Below are 12,165 nucleotides of genomic sequence, written 5' to 3' on the forward strand. Positions count from 1 at the left end.
CTTGATGAGCTTTATTTATCCAATGTTCTCAAACTTTGACTTTAACGATGTAAGTAAGGTCAATGACTTTTCTGCTCGTTTTATCAAACCCAATGCTGAACATTGGTTTGGTACAGATAGTAATGGTAAATCCTTGTTTGACGGGGTTTGGTTTGGTGCGCGTAACTCTATCCTCATCTCTGTCATTGCAACTTTTATCAACCTTGTAATTGGGGTTATTGTTGGTGGAATCTGGGGAATTTCAAAATCTGTTGACCGTGTCATGATGGAAGTTTATAACATTATTTCAAACATTCCATCTCTCTTGATTGTCATTGTCTTGACTTACTCAATCGGTGCTGGTTTCTGGAATCTGATTTTTGCCATGAGTGTGACAACTTGGATTGGGATTGCTTATATGATTCGTATCCAAATCATGCGTTACCGTGACTTGGAATACAACCTTGCTTCTCAAACACTTGGAACACCAACCTTTAAAATCATCGTTAAAAACATCATGCCACAATTGGTATCTGTTATTGTTTCTACAATGACCTTGATGTTGCCAAGTTTTATCTCTTATGAAGCCTTCCTTTCCTTCTTTGGATTGGGATTGCCTGTAACAGTGCCAAGTTTGGGACGTTTGATCTCAGATTACTCACAAAACGTTACGACCAACGCTTACTTATTCTGGATTCCATTGACAACCTTGATCTTGGTATCCCTATCTCTTTTCGTTGTTGGTCAAAACCTAGCGGATGCTAGTGATCCACGTACACATAGATAGGAGTAGACATGACAAAAGGAAAAAATGTAATTTTGACTGCTCGTGATATTGTCGTGGAATTTGACGTTCGTGACAAAGTTCTGACGGCTATCCGAGGAGTTTCTCTGGACCTGATTGAAGGAGAAGTTCTTGCCTTGGTAGGTGAGTCCGGTTCTGGTAAATCTGTTTTAACAAAAACCTTTACAGGGATGTTAGAAGACAATGGACGTATTGCCCAAGGAAGCATCGACTATCGTGGACAAGACTTGACTGCTCTTACTTCTAACAAGGAATGGGAGAAGATTCGTGGAGCTAAAATTGCGACCATCTTCCAAGACCCTATGACAAGTTTGGACCCAATCAATACAATCGGTAGCCAAATCACTGAAGTTATCATTAAACACCAAGGGAAAACAGCTAAGGAAGCCAAAGAGATGGCAATCGACTATATGAACAAGGTCGGAATCCCAGATGCTGAAAAACGTTTTGAAGAGTATCCTTTCCAATATTCTGGAGGGATGCGCCAACGTATCGTTATTGCGATTGCCCTTGCCTGTCGTCCAGATATCTTGATCTGTGACGAGCCAACAACGGCTCTTGATGTAACCATTCAAGCGCAAATCATTGATTTGCTTAAAACATTGCAAAATGAGTACCACTTTACCATTATCTTTATCACCCATGACCTTGGTGTGGTAGCAAGTATTGCCGATAAGGTGGCGGTTATGTATGCTGGTGAAATTGTAGAATACGGTACTGTTGAGGAAGTCTTCTACGATCCACGTCATCCATACACTTGGAGTCTCTTGTCTAGCTTGCCTCAGCTTGCTGATGATAAAGGGGAATTGTACTCTATCCCAGGAACACCACCGTCTCTTTATACTGAGTTGAAAGGTGATGCCTTTGCCCTTCGTTCAGATTATGCGATGCAAATTGATTTTGAAGAGAAGGCACCTAAGTTTTCAGTCACTGATACCCACTGGGCTAAGACTTGGTTGCTTCATGAGAATGCTCCTAAAGTTGAAAAACCTGGGGTCATTGCAGATTTGCATGACAAGATTCGTGATAAAATGGGCTTTGCTCATCTAGAAGACTAGGAGGAAGGAAATGTCTGAAAAATTAGTAGAAATTAAAGATTTAGAAATTTCCTTCGGTGAAGGAAGTAAGAAGTTTGTCGCGGTTAAAAACGCCAACTTCTTTATCAACAAGGGAGAAACCTTCTCTCTTGTAGGAGAGTCTGGTAGTGGGAAAACAACGATTGGTCGTGCTATTATTGGTTTAAATAATACCAGTAAAGGTGAGATCATCTTTGATGGTCATAAGATTAATGGAAAAAAATCTCATAAGGAATCATCAGATTTGATTCGTCGTATCCAGATGATTTTCCAGGACCCTGCAGCCAGCTTGAATGAGCGTGCGACGGTTGACTATATCATCTCTGAAGGTCTTTACAACTACCACTTGTTCAAAGACGAAGAAGATCGTAAAGAAAAAGTTCAAAAGATGATTCACGAAGTTGGACTTTTGAAAGAACACTTGACCCGTTATCCACACGAGTTTTCTGGTGGTCAGCGCCAGCGTATCGGGATTGCCCGTGCCCTTGTGATGGAACCTGATTTCGTTATTGCGGATGAGCCAATTTCAGCCTTGGACGTCTCAGTACGTGCGCAAGTCTTGAACTTGCTCAAGAAGTTCCAAAAAGAGTTGGGTTTGACTTATCTCTTCATCGCGCATGACTTGTCAGTTGTTCGCTTTATCTCAGATCGTATCGCGGTTATCTATAAGGGAGTTATCGTCGAGGTGGCGGAGACAGAGGAGTTGTTTAACAATCCTGTCCACCCATACACTCAAGCACTTCTATCTGCTGTACCGATTCCAGATCCAATCTTGGAACGCAAGAAGGTCTTGAAAGTTTACGATCCTGACCAACATGACTATGAGACAGACAAGCCATCTATGGTAGAAATTCGTCCAGGTCACTATGTTTGGGCTAACCAAGCAGAACTTGCTCGATACAAAGAAGCTCTTAAAAAATAAACATACTAAGAGAGGACCGAAAGGTCTTCTCATTTTTAATAGAAAAATTCCCCTTCTACTAGCTTGTAAAAGGGGAATTATATTATCATTAGCGTTTAGACCAGGTACGTTTCATAAAGAGTAGCAAAATTGGGTATATCTCTAAGCGACCTGCAATCATTGCAAAGGAGAGGAGGATTTTAGAGATGGGGCTAAAGATAGCAAAACTAGAGGTTGTACCTAGAATAGGTCCGATATTGTTAAAACAGCTGAAGACAGCACTGGTTACGACTAGAAAATCATTGCTATCAAGACTGACGATAAAGATGAGAGAGAGAATAATCATCATATAGATGGCAAAATATTTAAGAATCTTGTGCTGGGTATCCTTATCAATCACAGTTTTATTGACGTGTAGAGTCAAAACACGGTGAGGAGATAAGGTGGACAAAATCTGATTTTTTGCGATTTTAGAGAGGATAAGTCCTCTGATCACCTTAAGACCACCTGCAGTTGAGCCTGCTGATCCACCGATTCCCATGAGGAAGAGGAGGATAAATTGGGAGAAGAGGGGCCAGTTGGTAATATCTCCGTAACCAAAACCTGTTGTCGTGATGATATTGGAAACCTGGAAGAAGGCCATTTCAACACTCTTAGAGACACCTTGATAGAGGTGGAGTGTATTAAGCGTAATCAAGCCTGTAGAAACTAGGACAATGATGATATATGCTCGTAGTTCTTCATCTCCAAAGAAAGCCTTAACCCGACGGAGCATGAGGTAGTAGTAGAGATTGAAGTTAACCCCAAAAACCAGAACGCCGATACTAACTAGATAGGTGATGAGTGAGCTACCGTAATGGGCAATTCCGTCGTTATAGACGGTAAAGCCCCCAGTTCCTGCCGTTCCCATAGCGATGACAAAACTATCATAGAGAGGCATGCCTGCTAAGTAGTAGATAACTACAAAAAGGGAGAAGAGAGCCAGATAAAGCAGATAGAGAATCTGGGCAGTGTTTTTTAGCTTGGATACGACCTTGCCAAAGACAGGTCCAGGGACCTCAGCCTTCATCACCTCCAAGTGACTATTCTTGGCATTGTCCATAATGGCAAGTGCAAAGACGAGTACCCCCATCCCTCCGATTAAGTGGGTGAAACTTCGCCAGAAGAGGAGGGAACGGCTGAGAACGGAAACATCGTTCAGGATAGTTGCTCCTGTAGTCGTAAATCCAGAACTGATTTCAAAGAAGGCATCGATGACGCTGGGGATTTGTCCTGAAAAGACAAAGGGGAGGCCACCAAAGAAAGACCATAGAATCCAACAGAGGGCAACAATTAAGACCCCTTCCTTGGCATAAATCCGTTGATTTTTCGGTTTCCGTAAAACGCCTAGACCACCGAGAAGGACTAAAATGACAATCGTAGAAAAGAGAGCGATAAATACTTGACTGGATTCTTGGTAATAGATCGCTACACTAACAGGAACTAGGAGAAGAACAGCCTCAATCAAGAGAAGTTTTGAGAGGAGGTAACGAATCATACTTTTATTCATTTTTTACCTCTCAATCAAATCATAAATTTTGGTGATATTTGGCAATAAGGTCGTCACGAGTAACTTGTCTCCCACCTCAAGCATATCCTCTCCAGTAGGGAAGATTGTTTTTCCTTTTCGGATAATGGCTGCGATGAGAACCCCTTTTTTTAATTTCAACTGTGATAGAGGTTTGGCAGTCATTTTATTAGCTTCCTTGATTTGGAATTGGAGAGTTTCAATTTGACCGTTTGCGAGATGGTGCATGGCTTGAAGGTCTGAATACTGAGCGTTTACTCGACCACGGATAAAGTGCATAATGGTATCCACTGCGATGCTTTTTGGTGTGATGATACTCGAAAAATCAGGCGCGTGGATAATCTCTAGAAGGCTTGTTCGGTTGACCTTGGTGATGTTTTTCTGGACGCCAACACGGTCAAGGAACATGGAGGTGATGATGTTTTCTTCGTCCACCCCAGTTAAGGTTGCGACCGCATCGTAGTGAGGAGCACTTTCTTCTAGTAAGATATCTTTGGCTGTCCCATCTCCCTGAACGATATAGAGATTTGGGAATTTTTCACTAAAGAAACGGGCTCTTTCAGGATTGATTTCGATAACCTTGGTATCAATGCGACTGTCTTTTAAAATGCCGAGTAGATAATAAGCAATCTTTCCAGCTCCAACGATAAGCAAGCTTTTCACTGCACGAGATTTAAAATAGTTATGGAAAAGCATCATATCGACCCGATTTCCCGTAACAAAAATCCGATCCTTGTCTTGGATAATAACATCACCACTTGGAATCATCAGTTGATGATCCCTCTCCATGGCACAGACAATAATATTCCCAAATTTTTTACGGAAGTCTGAGATTGGCATTTGACAAAGACCGCTAGAATCCTTGACAACAAACTCCATGAGACTGACCCGACCTCCAGCAAATCGTTCGACAGAGAGGGCATTAGGGAAATCAATGATATTTGAGATCGCACGCGCTGCCAGGAGCTCTGGATTAACAATAAGTGAAAATCCAAGAATATTTTTCTCTTTAAAATAGGCATTGGAGTATTCAGGATTTCGTACCCGAACGATGGTTTCTTTAGCGCCCATTTTTTTAGCAAGTACCGCTGAAATCATATTCACTTCATCGTATTCAGTTAGAGCGATAAAGATATCACACTCTTGAACACCGGCTTGCTCCAAGATGGCAAAGTCAGCACCATTTCCAAGGAGTCCTATGATATCAAAGCGACTGACAATGTGATTGAGGACGGCCTCATCTTGTTCGATGAGAACAACGTCATGGTTTTCTGCAACCAGTGAACGACAGAGGGCGAAACCAACTTTCCCTCCACCAACAAGGACAATTTTCATATAAAAAAACCTACTATTTCATGATGTAACTATCATACCCTTTTTTAACAAAAAATGCACTTGCTAAGGCGATTTTTAAGGGAAGAAAGGCCTTTTTCAAGTTTTGAAGCTACATTTGCTTAATTTCTATAACGATGTCTCCGATTTGGAGTGATATTACTCTCTTACTATCCCTTTTCAGAAAGGGAATGACCAAAGATGAAAATATCATCAAAAAAAATAAAAAAATCAAGTCATTTCTATTGACAATGATTCTGAAAGTGTTATACTAAGAAAGTAGTTTCGCTGATTTACTTCAAACCTGTTGTGAAGTAAGTTAACGATGCCTTAACCACGCTGTTTGCTGAGCTTGACTCCGGGCAGTGTGGCTATTTTTTTGCAATGATAAAAGGAAGCCAATTATGACAAATCACATTGTTTTATTTGAACCTCAGATTCCACAAAATACTGGCAACATCGCGCGTACTTGCGCCGCGACCAATTCTCCCCTCCACATCATCAAACCGATGGGATTTCCGATTGATGACCGGAAGATGAAGCGGGCTGGTTTGGATTACTGGGATAAGTTAGAGATTTTATTTTTATGACAGTTTGGAAGATTTCATGTCTCAGATGAAGGGAAAACTCTATCTGATTTCAAAATTTGCGGAAAAAGTCTATTCTGAAGCAGATTTATCGACGGACGAAGACCATTATTTTCTCTTTGGACGTGAAGACAAGGGCTTGCCTGAGGACTTTATGCGAGAACATCCTGAGAAAGCACTCCGTATTCCCATGAATGATGAACACGTTCGCAGTCTCAATGTGTCTAATACCGTCTGCATGATCGTCTACGAAGCTCTCCGTCAGCAAAATTTTGCAGGCCTTGAGCTTGTTCATACCTATGAAGCAGATAAATTGAAATAATCAAAATGCTTGCACTTGCAAGCGTTTTTTGTTATGATAAAGGGGTCTTCAGGGCTGGGTGTAATTCCCGACCGGCGGTGACTTTAACTAGGAAATGATCTTTTCCTTTTATACTTTGTTGACAAGCTTTGCCTAACCAGAAGTTATGCCTACAGCTTGTCGCCTAGTCTAAAAGAAAAATCTCAATTTCCATTCTCTTAAAGAAGTCCGCGAGCGCAAGCTGATGTGGTGCGATTCCACAACCGACAGTATAGTCTGGATGGGAGAAGACGAAAGAATGGCTTTGTCTGTTCTGATGAGTTTATAGATGAATTGCAACCGCTTGCTCAAAAGAGTGAGAGGGAACTTTTGGGATATAAAAAGTGAGAATAGATAGAGGGATCCTTTCCAACTTCTTCTGATTTTATAGAAAATTGGAGGAACCTGTTATGACAAACACACGTCGAATTTCGACCATTGCGATTTTATCAGCCATTTCATTTGTGCTGATGTACTTTGACTTTCCGCTCTTGCCAGCGGCAACCTTCCTCAAGATCGAGTTTAGTATCTTGCCAGTCCTTTTGGGTTTGGTGGTGATGGATTTGCCAGCTGCTTTAGGCATTCTCTTGCTTCGCTCACTCTTGAAGTTGCTTCTGAATAGCCAAGGAGTGAATACCTACATTGGCTTGCCAATGAATATCGTAGCCTTGGGAGTTTTTGTTATCGTCTTTGGTTTGATTTGGAAAAAGGGACGCAGCACCCTTCGTTTCCTACTGGCATCTCTGGCGGGAACTATTGGATTGACTGCTGCCATGTTGGTTCTCAACTATGTCTATGCGGTTCCTTTATACGCGCAGTTTGCCAACTTTGATATTAGAGAAATTATAGGACTTTCTAACTACTTGATGACCATGGTTTTACCTTTTAACCTGATTGAAGGTTTAATCTTTGCTGTTTCATTCTGGTTGTTATACGTCCTCTTGAAACCAACCTTAAAACATTATGAGAGATAAACAAACATTTTTAATGAAGGGCAGTTTTGCCCTTTTACTTTTCGTCCTTCTTGGCTATATGGTTAAGTTCTATCCTGAAACGCTGGTCGGTTTTGATCAACCGATTCAGACTGCTCTTCGTGGGGACTTGCCAGATTATTTAACAGTTCTATTCCGTGCGCTTACGCATTTGATTGATATCCCAGTAATCATTACCTGGGTTGCCATCGCAGCCTTTATCTTTTATCGTAAGCAGTGGAAGATAGAAAGCTACTTCATGGCGGGTAATCTAGCCTTAGCCGGTCTTTTAATCGTGACCTTTAAAAATATCTACCAGCGCCCACGGCCAGCTATTGTACACTTGGTAGAGGAGAAGGGATTTTCTTTTCCAAGTGGCCATTCTCTGGCAGTGACTCTGATGGTAGGGACTTTGATTGTCATTCTCAGTCAACGGATTAAAGATCCGGTTTGGAGAAAAATTGTGCAAATCGTCCTTGGGGTCTACCTAGTCAGTGTGCTTCTATCTCGGGTCTATCTGGGAGTTCACTACCCATCAGATGTTCTTGCCAGTTTCTGTGTGGGCTTGGGAGTCTTGTTTATCGAATTTCCTTTCTATGACAAGCTTCGCTTCCAATGGCGATTTAAAGGCAAGCAGAAGTGAGATAGGTCTTGCAAGAATGGTAAAAATCTGATAAACTAAGTAGTAATTGAATAGAAATCCGCAAGACTAGTAACTCAAGGGAAGTATATCAGGGAGGAGAGCCGTGACTGCAAGTTCTCTATATGAAAGCTGGGTGAATTCACTTGCGCATGGATTTAGAAATGAAGGTCTGACTTGTCAGATGAAAACGGATGGTACCGCGTGTCAACGCTCCGAGTGGAGTTTTTGGCATGTGGTTTTCTTTTTATCTACGAGAGGCTGATGGAGGAATTATGTCAACTATTGAAGAACAATTAAAAGCGCTTCGCGAAGAAACGCTGGCTAGCTTGCAGCAGATTACTGCTGAAAATGAAAAAGAGATGCAAGATTTGCGTGTCTCTGTCCTTGGTAAAAAAGGGTCGCTTACGGAAATCCTCAAAGGGATGAAAGATGTCTCTGCTGAGATGCGCCCAATCATCGGGAAACACGTCAATGAAGCGCGTGATGTTTTGACAGCGGCCTTTGAAGAAACAGCTAAGCTCTTGGAAGAAAAGAAAGTAGAAGCTCAACTAGCAAGTGAGAGCATCGATGTGACACTTCCAGGTCGCCCAGTTGCGACTGGTCACCGTCACGTTTTGACACAAACCAGTGAAGAAATCGAAGATATTTTCATTGGGATGGGTTACCAAGTCGTGGATGGTTTTGAAGTGGAGCAAGACTACTACAACTTCGAGCGTATGAACCTTCCAAAAGATCACCCAGCTCGCGATATGCAGGATACTTTCTACATCACAGAAGAAATCTTGCTTCGTACTCACACGTCTCCAGTTCAGGCGCGTGCGATGGATGCTCATGATTTTTCAAAAGGTCCTTTGAAAATGATCTCACCAGGACGTGTGTTCCGTCGTGATACGGACGATGCAACCCACAGTCACCAGTTCCACCAAATCGAAGGCTTGGTTGTTGGGAAAAACATCTCTATGGCAGATCTTCAAGGAACGCTTCAGTTGATTGTCCAAAAAATGTTCGGTGAAGAGCGTCAGATCCGTCTGCGTCCATCTTATTTCCCATTCACAGAGCCATCTGTTGAGGTGGATGTTTCTTGCTTCAAGTGTGGTGGAGAAGGCTGTAACGTATGTAAGAAAACAGGTTGGATCGAGATTATGGGTGCCGGTATGGTTCACCCACGTGTCCTTGAAATGAGTGGAATCGATGCGACTGTTTACTCTGGCTTTGCCTTTGGTCTTGGACAAGAGCGTGTCGCTATGCTCCGTTACGGAATCAACGATATCCGCGGATTCTACCAAGGCGATGTCCGCTTCTCAGAACAGTTTAAATAAGATTGAAACCTGAAACACAGTCCTATACAGTTCTAGTCATTTTCTCTCGATGAGAATAGTAAGGACTGACTCGAAGAAAAAGAAAGGAATTGAAAAGGTCTTACTTGGTGGGATCTTACAATCAGAATTATGCTTGTATCTTATAAATGGTTAAAAGAATTGGTGGACATTGATGTGCCATCACAAGAGTTGGCTGAGAAAATGTCAACTACAGGGATTGAGGTCGAAGGTGTCGAATCACCGGCTGCTGGTCTCTCAAAAATTGTCGTCGGTGAGGTTTTGTCTTGCGAAGATGTGCCAGAAACACACTTGCATGTCTGTCAGGTTAACGTTGGCGAAGAAGAAGCCCGTCAGATCGTTTGTGGTGCCCCAAATGTGCGTACTGGTATCAAGGTCATGGTGGCACTTCCGGGAGCTCGTATTGCTGACAATTACAAGATTAAAAAAGGGAAAATCCGTGGCTTGGAGTCACTTGGAATGATTTGTTCCCTTGGTGAATTGGGAATTTCTGACTCGGTTGTACCGAAGGAATTCGCAGATGGTATTCAAATTTTGCCTCAAGATGCTGTTCCTGGGGACGAAGTCTTCTCTTACCTAGACTTGGATGACGAAATCATCGAACTTTCTATCACGCCAAACCGTGCAGACGCTCTATCTATGCGTGGGGTGGCTCATGAAGTGGCAGCCATCTATGACAAGGCAGTTAGCTTTAAAGAATTCAGTTTAACAGAAACAAACGAAGCTGCAGCAGATGCCCTTTCTGTAGGCATTGAGACAGACAAGGCGCCTTACTATGCAGCCCGTATCTTGGACAATGTGACCATCGCACCAAGTCCACAATGGTTGCAAAACCTTCTTATGAACGAAGGGATTCGTCCCATCAATAACGTAGTGGACGTGACAAACTACATCTTGCTTTACTTTGGTCAACCGATGCATGCCTTTGACTTGGATACCTTTGAAGGGACTGACATCCGTGTGCGTGAAGCGCGTGCTGGTGAAAAATTGGTGACTTTGGACGGTGAAGAACGTGACTTGGAAACAAATGACTTAGTCATCACTGTCGCAGACAAGCCAGTTGCCCTTGCAGGGGTTATGGGCGGACAAGCTACAGAAATCTCTGAAAAATCTAGTCGTGTGGTCCTTGAAGCTGCTGTTTTCAATGGTAAATCCATCCGCAAGACTAGCGGACGCCTCAACCTTCGTTCTGAGTCGTCTTCTCGCTTTGAAAAAGGCATCAATGTGGCAACTGTTAATGAAGCCCTTGATACTGCAGCGAGCATGATTGCTGATCTTGCAGGTGCGACGGTGCGTAAGGGCATCGTTTCAGCGGGTGGGCTTGATACTTCTGATGTGGAAGTTTCTTCGACTCTTGCAGACGTCAACCGTGTCCTTGGTACGGAGCTTTCATACACTGATGTGGAAGATGTCTTCCGTCGTCTTGGCTTTGGCCTTTCTGGCAATGCAGAAAGCTTTACAGTCAGCGTACCCCGTCGTCGTTGGGATATCACCATCGAAGCGGACCTCTTTGAAGAAATCGCCCGTATCTATGGTTATGATCGCTTGCCAACTAGTCTTCCAAAAGATGACGGTACAGCTGGTGAATTGACTGCGACACAAAAATTGCGCCGTCAAGTCCGTACCATCGCTGAAGGAGCAGGTTTGACAGAGATCATTACCTACGCTCTGACAACTCCAGAAAAAGCAGTTGAGTTCACGGATCAACCAAGTAACCTTACAGAACTTATGTGGCCAATGACAGTGGACCGTTCTGTCCTCCGTCAAAATATGGTCTCAGGTATCCTTGATACGGTGGCCTATAACGTGGCTCGTAAGAACAAAAACTTGGCTCTTTACGAGATTGGAAAAGTCTTTGAACAAACAGGCAATCCAAAAGAAGATCTACCAAATGAGATCAATAGCTTTGCCTTTGCCTTAACCGGCTTGGTTGCTGAAAAAGATTTTCAAACGGCAGCAGTTCCAGTTGATTTCTTCTATGCTAAGGGAATCTTAGAAGCGCTCTTTGATCGTTTGGGACTTGAAGTGACCTATACAGCAACAGCTGAGATTGCAAGTCTCCACCCAGGACGTACAGCCGTGATTTCACTCGGCGACCAAGTTCTTGGTTTCCTTGGCCAAGTGCATCCAGTCACTGCCAAGGCCTACGATATTCCAGAAACGTATGTAGCGGAGCTCAACCTTTCCGCCATCGAAGCAGCGCTTCAGCCAGCTGCTCCATTTGTGGAAATTACCAAATTCCCAGCAGTCAGCCGTGACGTGGCTCTACTCCTCAAGGCAGAAGTCACTCACCAAGAAGTTGTAGACGCTATCCAAGCTGCAGGCGTGAAACGATTGACAGATATTAAACTCTTTGATGTCTTCTCAGGCGAAAAACTGGGAGTTGGCATGAAGTCAATGGCCTATAGCTTGACCTTCCAAAATCCAGAAGATAGCTTAACAGACGAAGAAGTCGCACGCTATATGGAAAAAATCCAAGCATCACTGGAAGAAAAAGTGAATGCAGAAGTACGTTAACTCATCAATCCATCCTTAGGGGTGGATTTTTAGTTTCAAAAGGACAGTTCAGAAGAGAAAAGCGATAGTTGAGGAGGAAGCCATCTCAGAAAGTCTTTAATGAGTTATAC

The 12,165-nt window shown here is 42.9% G+C and carries 9 protein-coding genes, 1 pseudogene and 1 riboswitch; of the genes and pseudogenes, 8 read left to right on the plus strand and 2 right to left on the minus strand.

Annotated elements, in window-relative coordinates:
- From SORDD27_RS00365 to SORDD27_RS00375, 3 genes are all read left to right on the plus strand, one after another.
- Window positions 1-766 (plus strand): ABC transporter permease (locus SORDD27_RS00365; RefSeq protein WP_081103308.1); only part of this gene is annotated, 766 nt, incomplete at its 5' end.
- A gap of 8 nt (window positions 767-774) precedes the next feature.
- Window positions 775-1,842 (plus strand): ABC transporter ATP-binding protein, encoded by a 1,068-nt coding sequence (locus SORDD27_RS00370; protein WP_061426662.1) that lies wholly within the window; start codon window positions 775-777, stop codon window positions 1,840-1,842.
- A gap of 10 nt (window positions 1,843-1,852) precedes the next feature.
- Entirely contained in the window at window positions 1,853-2,782 is a 930-nt protein-coding gene (locus SORDD27_RS00375; RefSeq protein WP_001291306.1) for an ATP-binding cassette domain-containing protein, read from the plus strand.
- Between the two features lie 88 nt (window positions 2,783-2,870).
- Here SORDD27_RS00375 and SORDD27_RS00380 read toward each other — a convergent pair whose 3' ends face one another.
- Together SORDD27_RS00380 and trkA are read right to left on the minus strand one after the other, a co-directional pair.
- Window positions 2,871-4,310: a TrkH family potassium uptake protein gene (locus SORDD27_RS00380; RefSeq protein ID WP_061426664.1), complete on the minus strand. Its 1,440-nt coding sequence runs from the start codon at window positions 4,308-4,310 to the stop codon at window positions 2,871-2,873.
- A gap of 3 nt (window positions 4,311-4,313) precedes the next feature.
- Entirely contained in the window at window positions 4,314-5,663 is a 1,350-nt protein-coding gene (gene trkA, locus SORDD27_RS00385; RefSeq protein ID WP_061426666.1) for a Trk system potassium transporter TrkA, read from the minus strand.
- Window positions 5,664-6,064: 401 nt separating this feature from the next.
- On the opposite strand from trkA, the pseudogene SORDD27_RS00390 reads away from it, so the two are divergent.
- The 5 genes and pseudogenes from SORDD27_RS00390 to pheT all read left to right on the plus strand — a co-directional run bounded on the left by SORDD27_RS00390 (window position 6,065) and on the right by pheT (window position 12,055).
- Window positions 6,065-6,569, plus strand: a pseudogene (locus SORDD27_RS00390) (tRNA (cytidine(34)-2'-O)-methyltransferase).
- Window positions 6,570-6,609: 40 nt separating this feature from the next.
- A riboswitch (FMN riboswitch) is annotated at window positions 6,610-6,844 on the plus strand.
- Between the two features lie 153 nt (window positions 6,845-6,997).
- Window positions 6,998-7,561: an ECF transporter S component gene (locus SORDD27_RS00395; protein ID WP_061426669.1), complete on the plus strand. Its 564-nt coding sequence runs from the start codon at window positions 6,998-7,000 to the stop codon at window positions 7,559-7,561.
- Window positions 7,551-8,201, plus strand: coding sequence for a phosphatase PAP2 family protein (locus tag SORDD27_RS00400; protein ID WP_061426671.1), 651 nt, complete (start codon window positions 7,551-7,553; stop codon window positions 8,199-8,201). Before SORDD27_RS00395 ends, SORDD27_RS00400 begins: the two co-directional genes overlap by 11 nt.
- 272 nt (window positions 8,202-8,473) lie before the next feature.
- Window positions 8,474-9,520: a phenylalanine--tRNA ligase subunit alpha gene (pheS, locus tag SORDD27_RS00405; protein WP_061428016.1), complete on the plus strand. Its 1,047-nt coding sequence runs from the start codon at window positions 8,474-8,476 to the stop codon at window positions 9,518-9,520.
- A gap of 129 nt (window positions 9,521-9,649) precedes the next feature.
- Window positions 9,650-12,055 carry a phenylalanine--tRNA ligase subunit beta gene (gene pheT / locus SORDD27_RS00410; RefSeq protein ID WP_061426673.1) on the plus strand — a complete coding sequence of 802 codons (2,406 nt, stop codon included), beginning with the start codon at window positions 9,650-9,652 and terminating at the stop codon, window positions 12,053-12,055.
- Window positions 12,056-12,165: the final 110 nt, after the last annotated feature.

The sequence above is a fragment of the Streptococcus oralis genome, from assembly GCF_001579025.1.
In the GTDB taxonomy this organism is placed as follows: Bacteria; Bacillota; Bacilli; order Lactobacillales; family Streptococcaceae; genus Streptococcus; species Streptococcus oralis_X.

Bases quoted from the DNA above. Each gene is read 5' to 3' on its own strand.
- SORDD27_RS00370 (WP_061426662.1), top strand. From the start codon at position 775: ATGACAAAAGGAAAAAATGTAATTTTGACTGCTCGTGATATTGTCGTG.
- SORDD27_RS00375 (WP_001291306.1), top strand. From the start codon at position 1,853: ATGTCTGAAAAATTAGTAGAAATTAAAGATTTAGAAATTTCCTTCGGT.
- SORDD27_RS00380 (WP_061426664.1), bottom strand. From the start codon at position 4,310: ATGAATAAAAGTATGATTCGTTACCTCCTCTCAAAACTTCTCTTGATT.
- trkA (WP_061426666.1), bottom strand. From the start codon at position 5,663: ATGAAAATTGTCCTTGTTGGTGGAGGGAAAGTTGGTTTCGCCCTCTGT.
- SORDD27_RS00395 (WP_061426669.1), top strand. From the start codon at position 6,998: ATGACAAACACACGTCGAATTTCGACCATTGCGATTTTATCAGCCATT.
- SORDD27_RS00400 (WP_061426671.1), top strand. From the start codon at position 7,551: ATGAGAGATAAACAAACATTTTTAATGAAGGGCAGTTTTGCCCTTTTA.
- pheS (WP_061428016.1), top strand. From the start codon at position 8,474: ATGTCAACTATTGAAGAACAATTAAAAGCGCTTCGCGAAGAAACGCTG.
- pheT (WP_061426673.1), top strand. From the start codon at position 9,650: ATGCTTGTATCTTATAAATGGTTAAAAGAATTGGTGGACATTGATGTG.